The 23,002-nt window shown below is 42.3% G+C and carries 22 protein-coding genes; 20 read left to right on the forward strand and 2 right to left on the reverse strand.

Annotation, left to right across the window (positions count from 1 at the left end):
• Window positions 1-30: 30 nt before the first annotated feature.
• The 14 genes from NKF87_RS05345 (at window position 31) to NKF87_RS05410 (ending at window position 15,398) form a co-directional block, all read left to right on the forward strand.
• The gene (locus tag NKF87_RS05345; protein ID WP_055280940.1) at window positions 31-582 is read left to right on the forward strand and encodes a fused uroporphyrinogen-III synthase HemD/membrane protein HemX; all 552 of its coding nucleotides are present in this window, start codon (window positions 31-33) and stop codon (window positions 580-582) included.
• Between the two features lie 8 nt (window positions 583-590).
• Window positions 591-2,483: a peptidoglycan D,D-transpeptidase FtsI family protein gene (locus NKF87_RS05350; protein ID WP_117598002.1), complete on the forward strand. Its 1,893-nt coding sequence runs from the start codon at window positions 591-593 to the stop codon at window positions 2,481-2,483.
• Between the two features lie 79 nt (window positions 2,484-2,562).
• Window positions 2,563-4,311 carry a peptidoglycan D,D-transpeptidase FtsI family protein gene (locus NKF87_RS05355; protein ID WP_117598003.1) on the forward strand — a complete coding sequence of 583 codons (1,749 nt, stop codon included), beginning with the start codon at window positions 2,563-2,565 and terminating at the stop codon, window positions 4,309-4,311.
• A gap of 44 nt (window positions 4,312-4,355) precedes the next feature.
• The gene (gene mraY / locus NKF87_RS05360) at window positions 4,356-5,312 is read left to right on the forward strand and encodes a phospho-N-acetylmuramoyl-pentapeptide-transferase (RefSeq protein WP_028086711.1); all 957 of its coding nucleotides are present in this window, start codon (window positions 4,356-4,358) and stop codon (window positions 5,310-5,312) included.
• A 9-nt stretch (window positions 5,313-5,321) separates the two neighbouring features.
• Complete coding sequence (gene murD / locus NKF87_RS05365; RefSeq protein WP_055280947.1) at window positions 5,322-6,677, forward strand: UDP-N-acetylmuramoyl-L-alanine--D-glutamate ligase; 1,356 nt, start codon at window positions 5,322-5,324, stop codon at window positions 6,675-6,677.
• A gap of 66 nt (window positions 6,678-6,743) precedes the next feature.
• Window positions 6,744-7,790, forward strand: coding sequence for an FtsW/RodA/SpoVE family cell cycle protein (locus tag NKF87_RS05370; protein WP_171029286.1), 1,047 nt, complete (start codon window positions 6,744-6,746; stop codon window positions 7,788-7,790).
• A 34-nt stretch (window positions 7,791-7,824) separates the two neighbouring features.
• A complete protein-coding gene (locus NKF87_RS05375) occupies window positions 7,825-8,592 on the forward strand; it encodes a hypothetical protein (RefSeq protein WP_055280949.1) in 768 nt (255 codons plus the stop codon).
• Between the two features lie 137 nt (window positions 8,593-8,729).
• Window positions 8,730-10,013 carry a cell division protein FtsZ gene (gene ftsZ, locus NKF87_RS05380; protein ID WP_117598004.1) on the forward strand — a complete coding sequence of 428 codons (1,284 nt, stop codon included), beginning with the start codon at window positions 8,730-8,732 and terminating at the stop codon, window positions 10,011-10,013.
• A gap of 291 nt (window positions 10,014-10,304) precedes the next feature.
• Entirely contained in the window at window positions 10,305-11,135 is an 831-nt protein-coding gene (locus tag NKF87_RS05385) for a sigma-E processing peptidase SpoIIGA (protein ID WP_028086706.1), read from the forward strand.
• Window positions 11,101-11,841 (forward strand): RNA polymerase sporulation sigma factor SigE, encoded by a 741-nt coding sequence (gene sigE, locus NKF87_RS05390; protein ID WP_055280951.1) that lies wholly within the window; start codon window positions 11,101-11,103, stop codon window positions 11,839-11,841. The genes NKF87_RS05385 and sigE overlap by 35 nt, the downstream gene beginning before the upstream one ends.
• A 37-nt stretch (window positions 11,842-11,878) precedes the next feature.
• Window positions 11,879-13,486 carry an MBL fold metallo-hydrolase RNA specificity domain-containing protein gene (locus NKF87_RS05395; RefSeq protein ID WP_055280952.1) on the forward strand — a complete coding sequence of 536 codons (1,608 nt, stop codon included), beginning with the start codon at window positions 11,879-11,881 and terminating at the stop codon, window positions 13,484-13,486.
• 126 nt (window positions 13,487-13,612) lie between these two features.
• A complete protein-coding gene (gene sigG, locus NKF87_RS05400) occupies window positions 13,613-14,389 on the forward strand; it encodes an RNA polymerase sporulation sigma factor SigG (protein WP_117598005.1) in 777 nt (258 codons plus the stop codon).
• Window positions 14,390-14,460: 71 nt separating this feature from the next.
• Window positions 14,461-15,108 (forward strand): HAD family hydrolase, encoded by a 648-nt coding sequence (locus tag NKF87_RS05405; RefSeq protein WP_242998890.1) that lies wholly within the window; start codon window positions 14,461-14,463, stop codon window positions 15,106-15,108.
• A gap of 26 nt (window positions 15,109-15,134) precedes the next feature.
• A complete protein-coding gene (locus NKF87_RS05410; RefSeq protein ID WP_028086701.1) occupies window positions 15,135-15,398 on the forward strand; it encodes a hypothetical protein in 264 nt (87 codons plus the stop codon).
• 71 nt (window positions 15,399-15,469) lie between these two features.
• On the opposite strand, the gene NKF87_RS05415 is transcribed toward NKF87_RS05410, so the two are convergent.
• Window positions 15,470-15,904 carry a hypothetical protein gene (locus tag NKF87_RS05415; protein WP_028086700.1) on the reverse strand — a complete coding sequence of 145 codons (435 nt, stop codon included), beginning with the start codon at window positions 15,902-15,904 and terminating at the stop codon, window positions 15,470-15,472.
• A 145-nt stretch (window positions 15,905-16,049) separates the two neighbouring features.
• Between NKF87_RS05415 and pth the strand changes: the two genes are divergently transcribed.
• The 3 genes from pth to NKF87_RS05430 are packed head-to-tail and all read left to right on the forward strand — an operon-like array spanning window position 16,050 to window position 21,085.
• Window positions 16,050-16,634 carry an aminoacyl-tRNA hydrolase gene (gene pth, locus NKF87_RS05420; RefSeq protein ID WP_028086699.1) on the forward strand — a complete coding sequence of 195 codons (585 nt, stop codon included), beginning with the start codon at window positions 16,050-16,052 and terminating at the stop codon, window positions 16,632-16,634.
• A gap of 4 nt (window positions 16,635-16,638) precedes the next feature.
• Window positions 16,639-20,019 carry a transcription-repair coupling factor gene (gene mfd / locus NKF87_RS05425; protein WP_253584121.1) on the forward strand — a complete coding sequence of 1,127 codons (3,381 nt, stop codon included), beginning with the start codon at window positions 16,639-16,641 and terminating at the stop codon, window positions 20,017-20,019.
• A gap of 16 nt (window positions 20,020-20,035) precedes the next feature.
• Window positions 20,036-21,085 (forward strand): peptidylprolyl isomerase, encoded by a 1,050-nt coding sequence (locus tag NKF87_RS05430; RefSeq protein WP_117598008.1) that lies wholly within the window; start codon window positions 20,036-20,038, stop codon window positions 21,083-21,085.
• A 66-nt stretch (window positions 21,086-21,151) separates the two neighbouring features.
• On the opposite strand, the gene NKF87_RS05435 is transcribed toward NKF87_RS05430, so the two are convergent.
• Window positions 21,152-21,598 carry a GatB/YqeY domain-containing protein gene (locus NKF87_RS05435; protein ID WP_028086696.1) on the reverse strand — a complete coding sequence of 149 codons (447 nt, stop codon included), beginning with the start codon at window positions 21,596-21,598 and terminating at the stop codon, window positions 21,152-21,154.
• A 161-nt stretch (window positions 21,599-21,759) separates the two neighbouring features.
• Here NKF87_RS05435 and NKF87_RS05440 point away from each other — a divergent pair, with 161 nt between their 5' ends.
• From NKF87_RS05440 to scfA, 3 genes are all read left to right on the forward strand, one after another.
• Window positions 21,760-22,305 carry a stage V sporulation T C-terminal domain-containing protein gene (locus NKF87_RS05440; protein ID WP_055280965.1) on the forward strand — a complete coding sequence of 182 codons (546 nt, stop codon included), beginning with the start codon at window positions 21,760-21,762 and terminating at the stop codon, window positions 22,303-22,305.
• 73 nt (window positions 22,306-22,378) lie between these two features.
• Window positions 22,379-22,753, forward strand: a complete 375-nt coding sequence (locus NKF87_RS05445; RefSeq protein WP_028086694.1) for a TIGR04086 family membrane protein — start codon at window positions 22,379-22,381, stop codon at window positions 22,751-22,753.
• Window positions 22,754-22,826: 73 nt separating this feature from the next.
• On the forward strand, window positions 22,827-22,967 hold the full coding sequence (scfA, locus tag NKF87_RS05450) for a six-cysteine ranthipeptide SCIFF (RefSeq protein ID WP_044924571.1): 141 nt from the start codon (window positions 22,827-22,829) through the stop codon (window positions 22,965-22,967).
• The last annotated feature ends 35 nt before the right edge of the window (window positions 22,968-23,002 follow it).

The raw sequence follows: 23,002 nt of genomic DNA on the forward strand, positions 1-23,002 counted from the left end.
TATGTGATCAGACAGAAAGGAGTGGCGTAGATGGCAGCAAGAAGATCTTATGCAAGCGATAGACGCCAGTCCGGTGGATATCGTTCCATGCAGTATGGAAGCAGACAGGCTTATATGTATGGTAATATAGTTACCAAGCCGGAATATGAACCGCGAAGAAGAAAATCATCTGCAAAACCAAAAAAGAAAGTAAGCAGACAGGTGCAGAAGAACAGAAATCGTGCACTGCATATGAATGCAGCTTATGTGATTTTTCTCGCAGTTGCAGCAACTGTTGTGCTGTTATTGTGCGTTAATTATGTACGCTTACAGTCGGAACTGACTCGAAGATCCAAACATGTCACTGCATTACAGGAAGAACTGGCGGATCTGAAAGAGGAAAATACGACAAAATATAACGCAGTAGTGGATTCTGTCAATCTTGACGAGATCCGGGAAAGAGCGATCAATCAACTTGGCATGACATATGCTGCGGCTGATCAGATCGTGGAATATGATAATCCTGCTTCAGACTATGTAAAACAGTATGAAAATATTCCGGAAAATGGTGTACTTGCTCAGTCAGACAAGAATAAGAAATAGGTGGAAATATGGCAAGAAAGAAGAAAAATTTCTTTAAGAAAAAAATTTCAGGCCTTATGCAGAGAAAGCTAGTAATGCTCTTTGGAGTAATCATACTAGCTTTTGTTTTCTTGATAGGGTGGATTACTTATATCAATGCTTCGAAAGGAGAAAAATATACCAAAGTCGTGCTGGATCAACAACAGTATAATAACCGTACGATTCCATTTAAACGTGGAGATATCGTAGACCGTAACGGTACGAAACTTGCGACAAGTGAGAGAGTATATAATGTTGTAGTCGATGCCAAAGTGATAACAAGTAACAAAAAGTATATGAATCCGACAGTAAAAGTATTGGCAGAGTGCTTCAGTTTGAAGAAGAAAGCAATCCGTACTCAGGTGAAGAAGAATCCGAACAGCCGGTATATTGTCCTGAAAAAAGGAGTCAGCTATGCAAAGGCGCAGGAATTTGAGAAGATTACAGCAGATACGAAGCATAATCCTAATGTGCAGGGCGTATGGCTGGAGGAAGATTATACAAGGCAATATCCGTATAAAACACTGGCAAGTGATGTAATCGGATTTACAACGAATGGAAATGTAGGAAGTAATGGAATAGAGGCATCATATAATTCCATTCTGAATGGAACAGATGGCAGGGAGTATGGGTATCTGGATGAAAGTTCTGGATTTGAAAGAACTGTGAAGGAACCGGATAATGGAAGCACTGTTGTATCAACAATTGATCTTCAGGTGCAGAGTATTGTAGAACAGCATATACTTGCATTTAACGAAGAACACAAGGATGAAGAGACAGAGGGAGAAGGAAGTAAGAATACCGGAGTGATCGTGATGAATCCTCAGAATGGAGAGATTCTTGCAGAAGCTTCGTATCCGAATTATGATCTGAATCATCCAAGAGATCTGACAAAGTATTATACAAAAGCACAGCTGAAAAAGATGACGGATAAAGAAAAGCTGAATATACTGAATGATCTTTGGAATAATTATTGTGTCAGCAATACGTATGAACCGGGATCGACATTCAAACCATTTACCATATCGGCAGGTCTTGAACTTGGAGATCTTACAGGAAATGAGAATTATGTCTGCGGCGGTGTATTGCACGTGGGAGATCATGACATTCACTGTAGTAACAGATCAGGACACGGGCCGGAGACGTTGAAACAGGCTTTGGAGAATTCGTGCAACGTTGCACTGATGCAGATCGGTGCAAGTATCGGAACAGAAGAATTCTGCAGGTATCAAAGATTGTTTGGGTTCGGAGAATATACAGGAATCGATCTTCCGGGAGAGGGAGAGACGAGCGGACTGTTGTATACACCGGCGACTATGGATCCGGCCAGTCTGGCGACAAATGCATTTGGGCAGAATTTTAATGTTACAATGACTCAGATGGCGGCATCTTTCTGTTCGCTGCTCAATGGCGGCAATTATTATGAGCCGCATGTTGTAAAGCAGATTCAGGATGAAAATGGAAATGTTACAGAGAACAAAGATCCGGTGCTGGTTAAGAAAACAATTTCAAAAGAGACCAGTGATATCATTAAGGATTATATGCAGGGAGTTGTTGAGGAAGGAACCGGTGCGAGTGCGGCGGTAGAGGGGTATGCTGTCGGAGGTAAGACCGGTACAGCCGAGAAGCTGCCTCGTGGAAATGGAAAATATCTTGTTTCTTTCATCGGATATGCACCACAGGAAAATCCACAGGTTATGGTGTATGTTGTCATTGATGAGCCAAACTCGGCTGTTCAGGCAAACAGTGGTTATGCAACACAGCTTGCATCACAGATCATGACAGATATATTCCCTTATCTTGGAGTAGAGAAAAAAGACGGTGCGTCTGATACTATAGAAACATCCGCAGAAGAGACAACAACACAGACAGCACAGGAATAACTGTAAAAGTATATGGAATTCATAACCTCATAGAAGTTTTCATAAATTATAAGAAAAACTTCTATGAGGATTTTTTATTATGAAAAACAAAACATTTCATAAAAGAAAAATACTGGTGGTATTCGCCGGAGCCTTTGCGATGATATTTGTTTTGATCGGAAGACTGACCTATCTTATGGTATTTGATGCAGAATATTATCAGAAAAAAGCGGAAGATCTGCATGAGAGGGAACGTGACATTAAGGCTGCGAGAGGAGAAATCCTTGACAGGAATGGGAAAGTTTTGGCAACAAACCGGACGGTATGTACAATTTCTGTGATACATAGTCAGATCAGGGAAGCGGAAACAGTCATTGATAATTTATCGGAACTTCTTGAAATGAATAGCAGTGAGGTGCGCAAACGTGTGGAAAAGATATCATCCATAGAAAGGATAAAATCAAATGTGGATAAAAAAACGGGAGATAAGATCCGAAATCTGGGGATGGCAGGAGTAAAAGTAGATGAAGATTTTAAAAGATTTTATCCATATGATGCGCTTGCCTCTAAAGTATTGGGGTTTACCGGAGCTGACAATCAGGGAATCATCGGACTTGAGGTAAAATATGATAAATATCTGAAAGGTGTTGACGGTAAGATCCTGACAACAACAGATGCAAGAGGAATCGAACTGGATGGTGTCGCAGAAGACAGAAAAGAGCCAGTGGCAGGGAATACATTAAAGATCAGTCTGGATTATAATATGCAGAAGTATGCTATGCAGATGGCGGAAAAAGTGCGGCAGGAAAAGCAGGCGGAAAAAACGGCAATTCTTCTTATGAATCCTCAGAACGGGGAAATATATGCGATGGTAAACGTTCCGGAATTCAATCTGAACCGGCCGTTTGAGCTGAATACGGAAGAAGAGTCGGATGAAAATATGACGGATGAGCAGAAGCAGGATGCTCTGAATCAGATGTGGAGAAACGGATGTATCAACGATACCTATGAGCCGGGGAGCACATTTAAGATCATTACAGCATCTGCAGGTCTGGAAGAAGGGGTAGTCCGTCTTACAGATCAGTTTCAATGTCCCGGATATAAAATGGTAGAAGACCGCAGAATACGCTGTCATAAGGTGGGAGGGCATGGTACGGAGAACTTTGTGCAGGGCATACAGAATTCATGCAATCCGGTATTTATAGAACTGGGACTTCGTATCGGAGTCGATAGATTTTGCGATTATTTTCATAAGTTTGGTCTGATGAATCTGACGGGGGTAGATATCCCGGGAGAAGCAGGGACGATCATGCATAAAAAGGAAAATATCGGACAGGTAGAACTGGCTACGATCAGTTTTGGACAGTCGTTTCAGATTACACCAATCCAGCTTGCAGCGACAGTAAGTGCACTGATCAATGGGGGAAAGAGAGTGACGCCGCACTTTGGAACGGAGATCCTGAATGAAGACGGGAAAGTAACGAAAGAATTTCACTATAGTGAAAAAAAGCATATTGTTTCGGAAAAGACATCTGAGACTATGAGGATACTTCTGGAAAGTGTCGTTTCTGAAGGATCCGGAAAGAATGCGTATGTGGAAGGATACAGAATCGGAGGCAAGACGGCGACCTCCCAGACATTACCGAGAAGTGCGAACAAGTACATATCTTCTTTTGTGGGATTTGCCCCGGCAGATGATCCGGAGATCCTGGGAATGTGTGTGATCTATGATCCGCAGGGAATTTATTACGGAGGTACGATCGCAGCTCCGGTAATCGGTAATATTTTCGAAAATATATTGCCTTATCTTGGCATTGAAAAACAATTGGAAATGCAGTATACTAGGTAAAGTTAGAGATTAACTGAATAACAAAAGAATTAAAGAGGTGGATTATGGATTATAAGGTGTTTATTCCGGTATTGATTTCATTTGTGTTAAGTGTGATTCTTGGTCCTCTTGTGATACCTGTACTCAGAAGACTTAAGATGGATCAGACGGAGAGAGAAGATGGAGTGCAGTCTCATTTGAAGAAAGCAGGAACTCCGACGATGGGAGGCGTAATGATCCTGTTGGCGGTTGTGATCACTTCCGTTATTTATATCGGACGTTATCCGAAGATCATTCCGATCCTGTTTTTGACACTTGGATTTGGTCTGATCGGATTTTTGGATGATTATCTGAAAGTTGTAATGAAACGTTCGGACGGATTATATCCAAAGCAGAAGATGGCACTTCAGATCGTGGTAACAGCAATCTTTGCATTTTATATGGTGAAATTTGCAGGGGTTCCACTTACAATGCTGATTCCTTTTAGTGGGGGAAGATATCTGAACATTGGATGGCTGGCAATTCCATTGATGTTCTTTGTAGTGATCGGAACCGTAAATGGTGTGAATTTTACAGATGGACTGGACGGCCTGGCATCCAGTGTTACGGTTTTGGTTGCAACATTCTTTACGGTTGTCGCAATTGGAACAAAAAGCGGAATTGAGCCGATTACCTGTGCGGTGGTGGGAGCACTCCTTGGATTTCTGCTGTTTAATGTATATCCGGCAAGTGTGTTTATGGGGGATACGGGTTCCCTGGCGCTGGGAGGATTTGTAGCATCCGCAGCATATATGCTCCAGATGCCGATTTTCATCATCATTGTTGGATTTATCTATCTGGTAGAAGTATTATCCGTTATGATCCAGGTAACATATTTTAAAAAGACCGGCGGTAAAAGAATCTTTAAGATGGCGCCGATACATCATCATTTTGAACTGTGCGGATGGTCAGAGACAAGAGTTGTTGCAGTATTTTCGATTATCACAGCAATTTTATGCCTGATCGCACTGATGGCTATGTAGGAGGGTAACATGGAAGTAAAAGGAAAAAAAGTACTTGTATTTGGTCTTGGGATCAGTGGAATCGGAGCTGGAAAGATTCTGGAAAGACAGGGAGCGGAAGTCGTACTGTATGATGGAAATAAGAAGCTTATGGAAGAAAAAGTAAGACAGCAGTCCGGTGCAGACAGCAACGCAAAGATCATAATTGGTGAGTTTCCTGAAGAAATCCTTGCAGAACTTGATATGACTGTATTAAGTCCGGGAGTTCCGACAGACCTTCCGGTGATCGAAAAGATGCGTAAGCAGGGAATTACGGTTATCGGAGAGGTGGAGCTTGCTTATCAGTTTGGAAAAGGCGATGTTCTTGCTATTACAGGAACGAACGGCAAGACGACTACAACTACACTTCTTGGTGAGATTATGAAGAATTATCAGGATGATGTATTTGTTGTTGGAAACATTGGAACACCGTACACAACTGCAGTAGAAGATATGACAGAGAATTCGATCACGGTTGCGGAGATGAGCAGTTTCCAGTTGGAAAGTATTGTTGAATTCCGTCCGAGGGTCAGTGCAATTCTTAATTTTACACCGGATCATCTGAACCGGCATCATACGATGGAAGCGTATGTGAATGCAAAGAAGAATATTGCAAAGAATCAGACAGAAGAAGACTACTGTATCCTGAATTATGAAGACAAACTGACAAGGGAATTTGGCAATGAAGTAAAAGCCAGAGTTCTATATTTCAGCAGTCAGCGTAAACTGGAAGAGGGAATATATCTGGAAGAGGGAAATATCATCTACAATTATGAAGGTGTAAAAGAGACAATCTGCCATGTAGATGAACTGCAGATTCTTGGAACACACAATCACGAGAATGTTATGGCGGCATGTGCGATGGCAGCAGTTTACGGAGTTCCTGTAGGAGTGATCCGTGAAAGTGTGAAAGCGTTTGGTGGTGTGGAGCATCGTATTGAATATGTAACAGAGAAGAATGGAGTTACATATTATAACGATTCAAAAGGAACCAATCCGGATGCTGCGATCAAAGGAATCCAGGCAATGAAGCGTCCGACTGTTCTGATCGGTGGCGGATATGATAAAGGCTCTGAATATACAGAGTGGATAGAAAGTTTTGACGGAAAAGTAAAAAAACTGATTCTTCTTGGGGATACCAGAGAAAAAATTGCTGCTGACGCTGAAAAGTGCGGATTTACTGATTATATGTTTGTAGATTCATTTGAAGAAGCAGTGCTCACGGCAGCGAAGATTGCAAAAGAGGGAGAAGCGGTTCTGCTTTCACCGGCATGTGCAAGCTGGGATATGTTCCCAAGTTACGAAGTACGCGGAGAGAAGTTCAAAGAGATTGTAAATTCCTTATAAGGAGTGAACGGGTTGAAGTATTCGTGGCAGTCAGAACAAACGGAACAGAAAAAATGTGACAGAGTTCTGATATTAGTACTGGCAATCATTATCGTAACTGGTCTTGTGATTCTCTACAGCACAAGTGCATATAATGGAGAGATAAAATTCCAGGATACGTTTTATTATCTGAAAAAACAGGTATTTGCAACGCTTCTCGGGATTATGGGTATGTGGTGTATAGCGAATATAGACTATCATATCTGGAAAAAGTGGGCAGTTCCGGGATATCTGTTATCTATTTTACTCGGAGTACTGGTAATGTTGTTCGGAGAAGAATACAATGGGTCCAAAAGATGGTTGTCTTTTGGACCATTTTCTTTTCAGCCATCGGAATTTGCAAAGGTTGCGGTGATTCTGTTCCTGACATATATCATACTAAGAAATGCAGAAAAAATGTGGAAATTTTCAACAGTCTGCAAGATTGTTATCAGTGTGCTGCCAATTGTAGGTCTGGTTGGGGCGAGCAATTTGAGCACAGCGGTTATTATTCTGGGAATAGCAGTCATCCTGGTATTTGTCGCAAGTCCGAAGTATGGGCAATTTGCGTGGATGGTGTGTCTGGGGTGTGCATTTATGGGGATATTTCTTGCTATGGAAAGTTACCGGCTTGAACGGCTGCAGATCTGGCAGCATCCGGAAAAATATGAGAAAGGCTATCAGACACTTCAGGGGCTGTATGCAATCGGATCAGGAGGATTGTTTGGCAGGGGACTTGGAAGCAGTATCCAGAAACTCGGATTTGTACCGGAAGCGCAGAATGATATGATATTTTCTATTATCTGTGAGGAAATGGGATTGATCGGGGCAGTATTTGTAATGTTATTATTTTTCATCCTGATATGGCGCTTTTTTATTATTGCATCTCATGCACCCGATCTGGAGGGAGCTTTGATCGCATCCGGCGCAATGGCACACATGATGATACAGGTAATTCTTAATATTGCGGTTGTGACAAATACCATACCGAATACGGGAATTACATTGCCATTCATCAGTTATGGAGGAACTTCGGTTATGTTCCTGCTTTTTGAAATGGGGCTTGTGTTGAATGTGTCATGTTTGGTAAAATAATATACATGTGGATGAAAGGAAGTTTGAATCATATATGGGAAACCAGAGGCCAAAGAAAAAACAAGGGAACAAGAAGAATGGAAAAAAGCATCATGTATATGCAGTGATTGTTCTGCTGCTGGCAGCAGCGATCATCATTATCGGAGGTATTTTGCTGTTCTATATTCAAGAAATAGAAGTAAGCGGAAATGAGTACTGTGACAGTCAGGAGATTGTGAATTGCGTGCAGAATGATAAGCTGTCGGATAATTCTTTATATGTAGTTGCAAAATATTCTATGGGAAAAGGAACCGTACCGAAATGTCTGGATTCTTTAAAAGTCAGAATGAAAAATCCGTGGACACTGCAGATTACGGTAAAAGAAAAGGCAATTACCGGGTGCGTGAAAACCGGAACAACCTATAGTTATTTTGATCAGAGTGGACTTGTGGTAAAACAATCTTCGGTAAAAGATGCGCAGATACCGGTTGTAGAGGGACTGAAGATAAAATCAGGCAAACTGTATAAGCAGATCCGAACATCAAATCAGACAAAATTTAATGAAATACTGGAAGCATGTGCAGAAAGTCAGAAATATGGGATATATCCGGAAAATGTGACGGTAAAACAGCAGCAGATCTATATGAAATTTGGAAATGTAAGTGCCTGTCTGGGAAGCCAGGTATCTGGTGAACAGATTGCTCAGATCAAGCCGATCTTAAAAAAGCTTGGTGATAAAGAGGGAATCCTGCATTTGGAGACCTATTCAGAGAATAACACTACGATTACTTTTGAGATGAAAGAAATTTCACAAGAAAATTAGAAAAATTAGAGAAATTCTATTGATATTTTACACGAAAGTCTATATTATATACTATATATAGCAAACTGAGTTCATCTCACTTGCTCTATCAATGGGATGTATAATATATAATAAGGATAACAAAGGAGGAGAAACCCTTGCTAGAAATTAAAACAAATGAATCAGAAGCAGCGGCAAAAATAATTGTTGTTGGAGTCGGTGGAGGCGGTAATAACGCAGTAAACCGAATGATTGATGAGCAGATTGCCGGTGTTGAATTTATAGCGATCAATACAGATAAACAGGCACTTCAGCTGTGTAAAGCTCCGACATTGATGCAGATCGGTGATAAGATCACAAAAGGTCTGGGAGCTGGTGCAAGACCAGAGATTGGTGAGAAAGCTGCAGAAGAAAGTGCAGAAGAAGTATCAGCAGCACTGAAAGGTGCTGATATGGTATTTGTAACTTGTGGTATGGGCGGCGGAACAGGAACAGGTGCTACACCGGTTGTTGCCCGCATTGCAAAAGAACAGGGAGCATTAACAGTTGGTGTTGTAACAAAGCCTTTCCGTTTTGAGTCAAAGACACGTATGAACAATGCCCTTGCAGGAATTGAAAAATTAAAAGAAAGTGTAGATACACTGATCGTAATCCCGAATGATAAACTGCTGGAAGTTGTAGACAGACGTACAACGATGCCGGAAGCTTTGAAGAAAGCTGACGAAGTGTTACAGCAGGGTATTCAGGGAATCACAGATCTGATCAATGTACCTTCACTGATTAACCTTGACTTCGCAGATGTACAGACAGTTATGACAGATAAGGGAATTGCCCACATTGGTATCGGTCAGGGACGTGGTGATGATAAAGCACTGGAAGCTGTAAAACAGGCTGTTGCCAGTCCGCTTCTGGAGACAACTATTGCCGGAGCATCTCATGTCATCATCAATGTATCCGGTGATATCACACTTATGGATGCATCCGATGCAGCAGAATATGTACAGGAACTGGCCGGAGAAGATGCGAACATCATTTTTGGTGCAATGTATGATGATTCCAGAGCAGACGAAGCTACAATTACTGTAATTGCTACAGGACTTCATAATGTTGGCGGAAGTGCTTCAAAATTAAAATCAAGACTGGAAAATCAAGGAAGAACATCTGCGATGCCACATGGTCAGCAAGGACATGCATCTGCATATGAGAGACCGGTACGTCAGAGCAGTGCAATGTATGGACAGCAGCAGGCAGTACGTACACCGCAGGCAGAACGTCCGGTATCACCAAGACTTGATTTCGGAACAACAACAAAGAGAGAGACAACGGGAACTGCAACAAGACGTCCAATGGGTGGAACCACTCCTACACTGGATACACCTAGAACACCTACAAGCAAGGTGAAAGAACAGTCAATTAAAATTCCTGATTTCTTTAAAAAATAATCACATAAAGAATAGTACTACTTAGAATACAGAGAATATGCCGCAGGCAGTTTCTCTTACATACATTTCTATAAGAAAGATCGTACACAGGTTGGCGTGAGCTGACTTGTATACGGTCTTTTTTGTGTATCTTAGTTTTACTAATATGTTCGCAGGGTTACGAGAGCTGTCGAACGAAAAACGGAATCACATACAGTATCTGACAAAATCCTTTTGAAAAAATTTATATAATGTTACTTGTTTAAAACAACAAATTTATTTCTGTGCACGGAAAGAGAAAGAAGGCCTGATGTGTACTATGAATTATATGTAGATGTGTTTTTTATGGTGAATTTTACAATGGATGCGATTCTTTTGATCCTTCTGAAGAAATTACTTGCCTGTCCGGCGGGGTATGGAAGGGTTTTTGCAGGAGCGGCAACTGGAGCCGCGATGACATGTATTGCAATTGTCATATTCAGGAAAACACCGGTATTAAGATTTGTAGTATTTCATGGAGTCATTAATGTAGTAATGATGAAGGCCGGCCTTGGAATAAAATGGGGCCGGGAATTGTTCAGAGGATGGGTGCTCTTGTATATAGAGTCATTTCTGCTGGGAGGTGTGTTCCAGTTCGTTCAACAGTATATAAGGCGGGGAAGTATGTTCTTTTTATTGGCTGTAATCAGTTACTACCTCGTGTCGGTAATCTGGAAAATCATTTTATTCTTTTCAGAGAAAGGAAATCGTTACTGTGAAGTCGAAGTGTTTTTTGGAGAAAAAAATGACAGACTGAGAGGACTGATAGATACAGGGAATACATTGAGTGATACGATCAGTAATGATCCTGTCAGTATTATAGACAGAGCATCTGTAAGAAGACTGACAGAGGAAAAGAAACCGGAACGATTCAGATATATTTCTTATCATTCCATCGGGAAAAAAGAGGGTGTGATGCCGGCGTTCCGGCTGGATAAGATGCAGATCATACGGGATGGAAACAAGATAAATGTGGAACATCCATTAGTGGCAGTAAGTGAAGAAGAATTAGGTTCAGAAAATTATCAGATGATTATCAATCCAGATATATTGACAGGAGGAAAGAAAAATGGTGATAAAAGTGGCAGTTCCACATCAGTTTAAATTGAAAGTTATTCCGGATTTCCGGTCTCTCTTTTTTTCGGACAAAAAAGACATTCATTATATAGGAGGATCGGATATTCTTCCGGCACCATTGGAAACAGAGGAAGAAAGAAAAGCAATACGGGGACTGGGGACAGAGAATGATGAACAGGCAAGAAAAATGCTGATTGAACACAATCTTCGTCTGGTTGTGTATATTGCAAAGAAATTTGATAATACCGGAGTAGGAGTTGAGGATTTGATTTCTATAGGTACAATTGGGTTGATAAAAGCAATTAATACGTTTGATCCAGATAAGAATATCAAACTTGCAACGTATGCATCCAGATGTATTGAAAATGAGATTCTGATGTATCTGAGGAGAAATAGTAAGACCAAGATGGAAGTGTCGATTGATGAGCCTTTAAACGTCGACTGGGATGGAAATGAACTGCTGTTGTCGGACATTTTGGGAACAGAGGAAGATGCTGTCTATAAGGATCTGGAAAATGATGCAGAGAAGAAAGTACTGATCAAAGCAATCAGCCGCCTGTCAGGAAGGGAACAGATGATCATCCGGATGAGGTTCGGTTTGGGGACAGCCGACGGAGAAGAAAAGACACAGAAAGAGGTGGCAGATATGCTTGGTATTTCCCAGTCTTACATATCCAGATTAGAGAAAAAGATTATGCAAAGATTGCGCCGGGAAATGGTGAAGTATTCCTGAAAATGTGCTACAATAAAAAGAAAAAGGGGTTGGTCATATGAGGCTTAGTTTTTTTGGAGCAGCCCATGAAGTGACTGGAAGCTGTCATCTTCTTGAAGCATGCGGAAAGAATATCTTGATTGACTGTGGAATGGAGCAGGGACCGGATCTTTACGAGAATCAGGAACTTCCGGTTGCACCGGGAGATGTAGATTACATTCTTCTGACACATGCACATATTGATCATTCCGGAAATATTCCGCTTCTGGTGAAAAAAGGATTTTCCGGGGAGATCATCACCACATTTGCAACGGCGGATCTTTGTGATATTATGCTTCGTGACAGCGCACATATTCAGGAATTTGAAGCGGAATGGAGAAACAGGAAGGCAAGAAGAAGCGGAGAACCGGAATACGAACCGATTTATACGGTTGCAGACGCAGATGCCGCAACGAAGCTTCTGGCACCGGTAGATTACGGACAGAAGATTACGTTGTGTGACGGAATTGAAGTAAGATTCAATGATGTGGGGCATCTGCTTGGATCGGCAAGCATTGAAGTATGGATAACCGAAGGAGATGTCTCAAAGAAGGTTGTATTTTCCGGAGATGTAGGAAATGTCAATCAGCCGATCATTAAAGATCCCCAGTTAGTAAAAGAGGCAGACTATCTGGTAATCGAATCTACATACGGAGACCGTACACATGGTGAGGATATTCCAGATTATGTGGGAGAGTTTACAAGGATTTTGAGAGAGACATTCCAAAAAGGCGGCAATGTGGTGATTCCTTCTTTTGCGGTTGGACGTACGCAGGAGATTTTGTACTTTATCCGTGAGATCAAAGAAAAGAATCTGCTTCCGGAATTTCCGGGATTTGAAGTATATGTGGACAGTCCGCTTGCAATCGAAGCTACGAATGTGTTTAATAAAAATGTCAAAGGATGTTTTGATGAGGAAGCAATGGAATTGGTAAATCAGGGGATCAATCCTCTGCTGTTCCGGGGTCTGAAGACGACGATTACCAGTGACGAGTCCAGACAGATCAACTTTGACACAAAACCGAAAGTTATCCTGTCTGCATCCGGTATGTGCGAAGCAGGACGGATCCGGCATCATTTGAAGCACAATCTGTGGCGTCCGGAATGCACGATCTGTTTTGTGGGATATCAGGCAGTCGGAACGCTTGGAAGAAAACTGATTGAGGGTGCAGAGAGTGTAAAGCTGTTTGGAGAGAATATCACGGTCAATGCCAGGATCGAGGTATTGAAAGGAATCAGCGGACATGCAGATATGAATGGTCTTTTGGACTGGATCAGGGGATTTGAAAAAATACCGGACCGCGTAATGGTTGTGCATGGGGAAGATACAGTGACAGATCATTTTGCAAAATTGGTAGAAGATACATTCGGTTGTCCGGCATTCGCACCATATTCAGGTGGAACGGTAGACCTCGCAGCAAATGAGATTATAACGATCGGACAGAAGATTCCGAAAAAATCAGATGAGAAACCGAGTAAGCTTAAGAGTGCATCCGCATTTAATCGTCTGGTGGCAGCTGCAAAGCGTTTGCTGAACGTTGTGTATAAGAATGAAGGCCTGGCGAATAAAGATATGGCCAAGTTCGAGACCCAGATCCAGAATCTGGCAGATAAGTGGGATAGATAACGCAGAATCTGTCAGATGTCAAGGAGTAAAATTTTTTTTATTTGATAAGAAACCGCATAAGCCTGTGCGATAAGGAGCATCATCTTAATAGAAACTGATGGATGAGATTCTGACAGGAGGTCTGTAATGGCACAGGGAAAGGTAGAAATATGTGGTGTGAATACGGCAAAGCTTCCTATCCTGAATGAGGAGGAGAAGGAAGCTTTGTTTGCACGCATCAAAGAAGGAGACCGGGAAGCGAAAGAAGAGTACATTAAAGGAAATTTACGACTTGTCCTGAGCGTGATAAGACGATTTGGGGCAAGCGGGGAGAACCCGGATGATCTGTTCCAGATTGGGTGTATCGGACTGATTAAGGCGGTTAATAATTTTAACACAGAATTAGAGGTAAAATTTTCCACCTATGCAGTACCAATGATCATTGGAGAGATCAGAAGGTACATGAGAGATAACAATTCCATTCGTGTCAGCCGGTCACTCAGAGATACGGCATATAAAGCAATCTATGCAAGGGAAAGTTACAGAAAGAAGAACCAGAAAGAACCGACGGTGCAGGAAATTGCGACAGAAATTGGCATATCCAAAGAGGATATTATGTTTGCTTTGGATGCAATCCAGATACCGATGAGTCTGCAGGAACCGGTCTATAATGATGGTGGAGATGCATTGTATGTGATGGATCAATTGAGTGATCAGACGAATAAAGAAGAAAAATGGGTGGAAGACCTGTCACTGGAGGAAGCAATGAAGCATCTTGATGAACGGGAACGTTATATTATCAAGCTCCGGTTCTTTCAGGGAAGAACGCAGATGGAAGTTGCAAAGGAGATACGGATATCCCAGGCTCAAGTCAGCAGGCTGGAGAAGAATGCGTTGAAAACTATGCGCCAGTACCTTATCTAAGGGCTGGCGTATTTTTGGTATTGCATTTTTGACGGTCTCATACTATGATATTTGCAGGAGGAATTTGTATAATGAAAGCTTGTATATTTGATCTGGATGGAACATTAACAAATACATTGGAATCTATGACATATTCCGTAAATCTGACACTTGAGGAGATGGGACTTTCCAAGATCACAAAAGATCAGTGCAGATTGTTCGTCGGGAATGGAGCCAGGGTATTAATAGAAAAGTCACTGAAAGCAGCCGGAGACACAGATGCTTCAAGGATTGAAGAGGGGATGGAAATATACGGACGTATATTTGACCGGAATTGTACATATCATGTAACACCTTATGAAGGAATCCCGGAGATGTTGAAAGCATTGAAAGATAAAGGAATTCAACTGGCAGTCCTTTCCAATAAGCCGGACCGTCAGACAGTAAAAGTTGTGAAAGCAATCTTTGGAGAAGAATTGTTTGATTATGCACAGGGACAGAAAGAAGGTATCCGAAGGAAACCGGAGCCGGACGGAGTATGGTATCTTATGGAACAGATGCACGTATCAAAAGAAGAATGCCTGTATATCGGAGATTCAGAAGTTGATGCGGCAACCGGAAGGAATGCAGGCCTTAAGACGATAGGTGTGTTGTGGGGATTCCGGGACAGAAAAACGTTAGAAACTGCGGAAGTAGATGATCTGATCGACAGACCGGATGAACTGTTGCAGTTTGTGTAATATTACGATAAGGGAGGTTGAGATGTATGTACGAGTATGATGAAGAATGTCTGCAGACGTTTATTTTGAATCAGGGACAGCTGTTTGATGAACCGGTTGCAGAGACTTTGGAAGAGGCAGAGGCTTTTCTGGAGGACTGTATGGCTTCTATCGTAGATAATATCGGAGAAGTCAGGGAATTCCTTGATCAGGAAGGAATGGATGTCAGTGGAATGTCTGACGAAGAGATTGAAGATGCATCAGAAGTATTTGCGCTATCGGATGGTCGTTATCTTATCGTTGAAGGATAAAAGCAAAAAGACGAAAGTACCTGCCGGGTGGCATCGCACAGGCCACTGTCAGATGTAAGAAAAAGCCGCAACTACTTTGTAGTTCCGGCTTTTTTCAATGCAGTTTCAATGGCCTGGACAATCAGCTGGGAAGTGTAAGGAGTGTCAGATGAATACTGGATATTGTCGAGTGACTGTTTTTTGTAGACCTGTTCGGCAATATCTTCGATCGCAGGTTCGATGAACGGATACATGGTTGTGATAGATTCGTTCAGATTGGTGAAACGGATGGAATTGATATGGGATTCATCTACAGTCACCTCAACTTCCAGCGCAGTATTGTTCAGAGTGATATCTGAGGTGTAGATTCCCGGAGTATAGATCCGGTTATCTTTTGAGGCGGAGCGATGTTCCGGGCGGAACATGAATATCAAAAGCAGGATCAGAATAATGGCCAATACTGCGAAAATAACGGTATAGATGATTTCTTTCATGTGAAGTACAACAATTTTTGTTTTGGAACTCATAGTGAGACCTCCTGGTAATTGGTTTCAAAGATTGTTTCATTTTCTATAATGTATGAAAAATGTGGAAGAATTATTCGTTTAATTTTTCCGTGACAAATGGAAAAGGTTCTTGTAGAATGATAAAAGAAATGGAAGGTGAAAAATTATGTTTATTATTGCAGGACTTGGAAATCCTACACTTCAGTATGAAGGAACCAGACACAATGTAGGGTTTGATGTCATAGATATGTTGGCAGACAGATATAATATTTCTGTAGACGGAAGAAAAGGAAGAGCACTGATCGGCAAAGGAATGATCGGGGGACAGAAGGTGCTTCTGGTAAAACCGCAGACGTATATGAATCTGAGCGGGGAAAGCTTAAGAGAACTGGTCAATTATTATAAGATTGATGAAGAACACGAACTTCTTGTGATCTATGATGATATCAGTCTGGATGTAGGGCAGTTGAGAATCCGTAAGAAAGGAAGCGCCGGAGGGCATAATGGAATAAAAAATATTATTGCCAACCTTGGAACCGATGTGTTTCCGAGAATCAAGATCGGCGTTGGGGAGAAGCCAAAGAAATACGACCTGGCGGATTATGTACTGGGACATTTTTCGAAAGAAGATCGTGAATTGATGGAAGAGGGATATGACCGCGCAGACCATGCGGTGGGAATGATCTTAAATGGAGAGATCGAGGCTGCCATGAACCAGTATAACAGGAAAGTAAAGCCTAAGGAGGCATAAAAAGATGCAGGGCTTAATCGGACCGTTAAAAGAACTTGCAGAGTTTGAAGAACTCTGTAAAAATAAGAAAAAAGATGCAGGAATGATCCGTGTATGCGGATGTGTGAATTCCCAGAAATCTCATATGATGTATGCAATTGGCGATGGCTGTAAATACAAGGTCATCGCCTGTTCCAGTGAGACAAAAGCAAAACAGATATATGAAGAATACCGATTCCTGGACAACAATACTTATCTGTATCCGGCAAAGGATTTTCTGTTCTATAAAGCAGATATCCGTAGTAAAGAGCTGGTGAAGCAGAGAATGGAAGGAATCCAGGCAGTGCTTTCCGGAACACCTGTGACGATTGTGACAAGTCTGGATGGGTTCATGGATCACCTCGCACCAAAAGAGAGTATTGAAGAAAAAGTACTGAAGATACAAAACGACAGTGTCCTTAAACTGGACGAGATGGCAGAGAGACTTTCTGATGTAGGGTATGACAGGGAAGTACAGGTAGAAGGCCCGGGGCAGTTTGCAGTGCGGGGAGGAATACTGGATATCTATCCACTGACGGAGGAGTTTCCGGTAAGGATTGAATTTTGGGGAGATGAGGTGGATTCTATCCGGACTTTTGACGTGGAGAGTCAGCGGTCCATTGAGAATATGACAGAAATTACCATCTATCCGGCGGTGGAATTTCCGCAGGGAGAAGAGAAGGGAGTATCGTTCCTGGATTATTTTTCGAAAGAAGATACCATTCTTTTTCTGGATGAACCGGTGCGTCTTGTGGAGCGCGGACAGAATATTGAAGAAGAGTTTTTGGAAGCGCAGAAAAAGCGTCTGGAGAACGGGTATGAACTGGAAGAGGAAGAGGCAAAGATATTTCCGGTTGCAGATATCCTGAAGAAGATCAATACTTACAGCAGTATCGGCTTTTTTGCGTTAGAGATGAAGTGCAGGGGATTGGAAGTAAGAGAATCTTATGAAATCCAGGCTAAGAGTGTGAATCCGTACAATAACAGTTTTGAGATGCTGACACAGGATCTTAAGAGACTGAAAAGAAACGGATACAGGGTAGTCCTGTTGTCAGGATCGAGAACCCGTGCAAAGAGGCTGGCGGAAGATTTAAGAGATTATAATCTAAGCAGTTATTACGGTGAAGAATTGGAGCGCGAAGTAAAGCCAGGAGAAATTATGACGGCATATGGATACATTGCGGAAGGGTATGAATATCCAATGCTTAAATTCACTGTGATCGCAGAGTCGGACATTTTCGGAAAAAGAAAAAAGAAGAAAAAGAGAAAGACTTATGAAGGACGCAAGATCCAGAGCTTTTCGGAACTGAAGCCGGGAGATTATGTTGTTCATGAGAATCATGGTGTAGGCGTCTATCAGGGAATTGAAAAGATCGTTGTAGACAAGATTTCAAAAGATTATATGAAAATCTCGTATGCACAGGGCGGGAATCTCTATATCCCGGCAACACATCTGGATCTGATACAGAAATATGCCAGTGCCGATGCAAAGAAACCAAAGCTGAATAAGCTGGGAACCCAGGAGTGGAATCGGACCAAGACCAGGGTGCGCGGTGCCGTAAAAGAGATTGCAAGAGATCTGGTGAAGCTGTATGCGGCAAGACAGGAGCAGGATGGTTATGTCTACGGAGAAGATACAGTATGGCAGAGAGAATTTGAAGAGATGTTTCCGTTTGAAGAGACGGAAGATCAGATGATGGCGATCGAGGCTGTAAAAAAAGATATGGAAAGTCATAAGATCATGGATCGTCTGATCTGTGGGGATGTTGGATTTGGTAAGACGGAGGTTGCAATCCGTGCGGCATTCAAAGCTGTACAGGAGAGTAAGCAGGTAGTCTATCTGGTTCCGACAACGATTCTTGCACAGCAGCATTACCGGACATTCGTACAGCGTATGAAAGAGTTCCCGGTGCGGATTGACCTGATGTGCAGATTCCGTACACCGGCACAGCAGAAAAAGACGGTCGAGGATGCGAAAAAGGGACTGGTAGATATCATTATCGGAACACATCGGGTACTGAGTGAAGACTTGAAATTCAAAGATCTGGGGCTCCTGATCATCGATGAAGAACAGCGGTTCGGTGTTCAGCACAAAGAAAAAATCAAGAAATTGAAGGAAAATGTAGATGTATTGACACTTACAGCGACTCCAATCCCGAGAACACTTCATATGAGCCTGATCGGTATTCGCGATATGAGTGTATTGGAGGAAGCACCGAATGACCGTATGCCGATCCAGACATATGTTATGGAATATAATGACGAGATGGTACGTGAAGCAATCGAACGGGAATGCGCAAGACAGGGGCAGGTATACTATGTCTATAACCGTGTGGAAGATATCGATGAGGTAGCAGGACATGTGCAGAAGCTGGTGCCGGATCTGTCGGTTGCCTATGCGCACGGACAGATGCGGGAGCATGAACTGGAGAGGATCATGTACGACTTTATCAACGGAGAGATCGATGTGTTGGTATCCACAACGATCATAGAGACCGGACTGGATATCTCAAATGCAAATACGATGATCATTCATGATGCAGACCGGCTTGGACTTTCACAGCTTTACCAGCTGCGCGGACGTGTCGGACGTTCCAACCGCATGGCATATGCATTCCTTCTCTACCGGAGAGATAAGATGTTAAGAGAAGTGGCAGAAAAGAGGCTGGCTGCTATCCGTGAATTCACGGACCTTGGCTCAGGATTCAAGATTGCGATGCGTGACCTGGAAATCCGTGGAGCGGGAAATCTTTTGGGTGCGGAGCAGCATGGTCATATGGAGGCGGTCGGATATGACCTTTACTGTAAGATGTTGAACGAAGCGGTGAAGCATCTGAAAGGTGAGATGGAAGAAGAGGAGACCTTCACAACTACGATGGATCTGAATGTGGATGCATTTATTCCGGCATCTTATATTCCGAATGAATACCAGAAACTGGATGTCTATAAACGAATCGCTGCAATTGAGAGCCGGGAAGAAATGGAAGATATGGCAGAAGAACTGACAGACCGGTTTGGAGATATTCCGAAGAAGGTGGAGAAACTTTTGGAAGTTGCCGCATTGAAAGCACAGGCACATCAGTTGTATGTAACGGCTGTCGAACAAAAGGGAGAGGTTTACACATTTATCATGTATGAAAAAGCGAAGGTACATCCGGAACGGATTCCGAAGCTGATCGAAGATTTCCGTGGGGAACTGACATTCAAAGCAGATGGAACCCAGCCGTGTTTTATCTATGAGAAGAAGAGAAGAAATCTGAAAGAGAAGCAGACAGATGCACTGGAAATTACGAAAAATGTGTTAAATGGGTTGAAAGGATTGATAGGCGGAGAAAAAAGCGGTATAATTGACCCATTAAGCAAATAAAGGCAGGTTAGGATAAATGAAAAAAAGAGCATTAATATTAGCGCTGGCAGGGATTATGGCAGCATCACTTACCGGATGTGGATCGCTGAAGGATGATGCGGTGGTCGTAAAAGCAGGAGATGAAGAGATCACGGCAGGTGTTGCAAATTTCTATGCAAGATATACACAGGCTCAGTACGAAACATACTTTGCGAGTTATTTCGGCGGAGATGATATGTGGACGAAAAATGCGTCAGATGGCAAGACCTATGAAGAATCGATCAAAGAAACTTTGCTGGATGATCTGAAGAATATGGCACTTCTGGAAAAGCATATGAAGGATTATGACGTAAAGATTACAAAAGCAGATAAAAAAGCAATCGATGATGCGGCTGAAGAATTTGACAAGGCCAACTCCCAGAAGAAAAAAGACAAGGTATCTGGTTCCGAAGAGAATGTAAAACGTGTCATGACATTGATGGTGATCGAGCAGAAGATGCGTTCGGCAATCGTAGCGGAAGCAAATGTGAATGTAACAGATGAAGAAGCAGTACAGAAGCATATGCAGTATGTGGAGTTTGATTATACTACATCATCAGATTCGTCCGATTCATCAGATACGACTGTATCCGATGATGAGAAGAAGCAGGTAAAGGAAAAAGCTGCGGCATTTGCAGAGGGAGCAAAGACGGCGGAAGATTTTGCATCCTATGCAACCGAACAGGGAACCGAAGCAAAAGATGCAACGTTTGATTCGGATTCTGTAAGTCCGTCTAAAGAAGTTGTAAAAGCAGCAGACAAATTGGGAGAAGGTGAGCTTACGGGTGTGGTTGAAAGCGATACCGCATGCTATGTGGCAAAAGTTACAAGCCTCAATGATGAAGCAGCCACAGAGACCAAGAAACAGTCCCTGCTCACGGAGAAACAGGATAAATACTATAAAAAAGTATTAAAGAAATGGAAGAAAGAGGAAAAAATCACTGTTCACAAAGGAACATGGAATAAGATTGATTTCACGAAATTGAGCGTAAAAGCCAAAGATACAAGTACAACCGGAACAAGTACAGACAGTGCTTCGGGTAACTAAGACGAATAGAGATAAGAAGAATGGGCAGCATCCAACCGGGTGCCGCCCATTAATAATGGTACTGTCTTAATTCATAAAAGCAGATACGATCTCGTTAACGAGCTTTCCGTCTGCCTTGCCTTTTACTTTAGGCATCAGGTTCTTCATGATCTTTCCTTTATCCTTTGCAGTAGGAGCATCCAGTCCCATTTCTGCAAGAACAGAAGCAACAACTTCTTTGATCTCTGCTTCATCCATCATCTTAGGAGCATACTGTTCCAGAACTGCAAGACGCTTATTGCATTCTTCGATGATCTCTGTACGGTCTGCAGGAGTCATATCGAGTGTCTCTTTTGTCTGCTTGATCTCTTTTAAGATAACCTGTGTCTCTTCTTCCGGTGTCAGATCCGCACGTTTGTCGATTGCTTTATTCTTAAGAGCTGCAAGCAGCATGGATAAAGTTTCCTTTGTGTCTTTGTCTTTTGCTTTCATGGCTTTGACCATATCAGCACGTACTTCATCAATTTTACTCATGATTCATTCCTCCTAATATTTTCTTCCAACTATTATACAAAACTATTGAAAAAATATCCAGTCTAATATCAGAATGAATAATTCCATCTTTTTCTCAGCATACTAACCATATGTTAGAAAATATGGAAAAAACAGAAAAAAACAGGAGGAAGATAAATGCTATGAAAGCAACAGGAATCGTAAGAAGAATCGATGATCTGGGACGTGTAGTCGTTCCAAAAGAAATCAGAAGAACACTGAGGATCAGGGAAGGCGACCCACTGGAGATATTCACGGACAAGGAAGGAGAGATTATTCTGAAGAAATATTCTCCGATCGGAGAATTATCGGCATTCGCCAAACAGTATGCAGAAAGTCTGTCGCAGATGCTGGGATGTCTGGCAGGAATCTGTGATATGGATCAGGTGGTCGCAGCGGCAGGAAACGGGAAGAAAGAGCTGCAGGATGAAGATATAACAAGGGAACTCGGAGAGTTTCTGAAGGAAAGAAAGACGCAGAATGCAAAAGCAGGAGAAAAAAGATATGTGCCGGTGGTGAGCAAAACAGAACCTTACAGTCAGGAGGTGATCAGTCCGATCCTGTGTGCGGGGGATGTGATCGGGGCGGTACTCCTGCTGAACATGGATCAGAAAGACCTGTTTGAAGAAAGAGAAATCTGCCTTGCGGAATATACAGCGAAGGTTCTGGGAAAACAGATGGAACAATAGAACAATTATGGACAGAACAGAAGCATAAATGAGAGTCTCCCTTCATAATCTGTGATAGATGAGGAGGGAGCAGATGAGAAAAAAAGAACAAAATGAAGTATGGATCATGTGGATGGTGAAAGCTCTTCTTGCGGCATATGTAGTGACAGGTATTCTTCTGATAATACTGGCGCTGGCTCTTTATAAATTCGAATTAAATGAAGGCGCGGTGACGGCAGGAGTGACGGCAGTCTATCTGATCTCGACATTTACCGGCGGACTTGTGGTGGGAAAACTTGCAAAAGTCAGGCGGTTCCTGTGGGGAATTGTTCTGGGAATATTGTATTTTGCGTTACTTTTGCTTGTCACAGTCGGAATCTACCGCACATTTCATGGAAGCAGTACAGAGATATTGGTGACGTTTGCGTTGTGTGCGGGAGGCGGCATGGCCGGCGGAATGATATCCTAAGAAAAGGATTGCGAAACCTATGTTGAAATGTTATAATAATATAAGTTAAGCAATAGTAAGGAGGGACATGAACATGAAACATGTAAAATCATTGAATAAACCTATGAACAGCAACCTGAAAAAAAGTGGATGTGGCGAATGTCAGACATCATGCCAGTCAGCATGTAAGACATCCTGCACAGTAGGAAATCAGACTTGCGAACAGAACAAATAATTTAAAATCATATGGATACTCGGGACAGCGGTCTT

This window comes from Dorea longicatena (assembly GCF_024168045.1).
Taxonomy (GTDB): Bacteria; Bacillota; Clostridia; order Lachnospirales; family Lachnospiraceae; genus Dorea_A.

Excerpts from the sequence above, each read along its gene's own strand:
- NKF87_RS05345 (WP_055280940.1), top strand. The coding sequence starts at position 31 with ATGGCAGCAAGAAGATCTTATGCAAGCGATAGACGCCAGTCCGGTGGA.
- NKF87_RS05350 (WP_117598002.1), top strand. The coding sequence starts at position 591 with ATGGCAAGAAAGAAGAAAAATTTCTTTAAGAAAAAAATTTCAGGCCTT.
- NKF87_RS05355 (WP_117598003.1), top strand. The coding sequence starts at position 2,563 with ATGAAAAACAAAACATTTCATAAAAGAAAAATACTGGTGGTATTCGCC.
- mraY (WP_028086711.1), top strand. The coding sequence starts at position 4,356 with ATGGATTATAAGGTGTTTATTCCGGTATTGATTTCATTTGTGTTAAGT.
- murD (WP_055280947.1), top strand. The coding sequence starts at position 5,322 with ATGGAAGTAAAAGGAAAAAAAGTACTTGTATTTGGTCTTGGGATCAGT.
- NKF87_RS05375 (WP_055280949.1), top strand. The coding sequence starts at position 7,825 with ATGGGAAACCAGAGGCCAAAGAAAAAACAAGGGAACAAGAAGAATGGA.
- sigE (WP_055280951.1), top strand. The coding sequence starts at position 11,101 with ATGGTGATAAAAGTGGCAGTTCCACATCAGTTTAAATTGAAAGTTATT.
- NKF87_RS05395 (WP_055280952.1), top strand. The coding sequence starts at position 11,879 with ATGAGGCTTAGTTTTTTTGGAGCAGCCCATGAAGTGACTGGAAGCTGT.
- sigG (WP_117598005.1), top strand. The coding sequence starts at position 13,613 with ATGGCACAGGGAAAGGTAGAAATATGTGGTGTGAATACGGCAAAGCTT.
- NKF87_RS05405 (WP_242998890.1), top strand. The coding sequence starts at position 14,461 with ATGAAAGCTTGTATATTTGATCTGGATGGAACATTAACAAATACATTG.
- NKF87_RS05410 (WP_028086701.1), top strand. The coding sequence starts at position 15,135 with ATGTACGAGTATGATGAAGAATGTCTGCAGACGTTTATTTTGAATCAG.
- NKF87_RS05415 (WP_028086700.1), bottom strand. The coding sequence starts at position 15,904 with ATGAGTTCCAAAACAAAAATTGTTGTACTTCACATGAAAGAAATCATC.
- pth (WP_028086699.1), top strand. The coding sequence starts at position 16,050 with ATGTTTATTATTGCAGGACTTGGAAATCCTACACTTCAGTATGAAGGA.
- mfd (WP_253584121.1), top strand. The coding sequence starts at position 16,639 with ATGCAGGGCTTAATCGGACCGTTAAAAGAACTTGCAGAGTTTGAAGAA.
- NKF87_RS05430 (WP_117598008.1), top strand. The coding sequence starts at position 20,036 with ATGAAAAAAAGAGCATTAATATTAGCGCTGGCAGGGATTATGGCAGCA.
- NKF87_RS05435 (WP_028086696.1), bottom strand. The coding sequence starts at position 21,598 with ATGAGTAAAATTGATGAAGTACGTGCTGATATGGTCAAAGCCATGAAA.
- NKF87_RS05440 (WP_055280965.1), top strand. The coding sequence starts at position 21,760 with ATGAAAGCAACAGGAATCGTAAGAAGAATCGATGATCTGGGACGTGTA.
- NKF87_RS05445 (WP_028086694.1), top strand. The coding sequence starts at position 22,379 with ATGAGAAAAAAAGAACAAAATGAAGTATGGATCATGTGGATGGTGAAA.
- scfA (WP_044924571.1), top strand. The coding sequence starts at position 22,827 with ATGAAACATGTAAAATCATTGAATAAACCTATGAACAGCAACCTGAAA.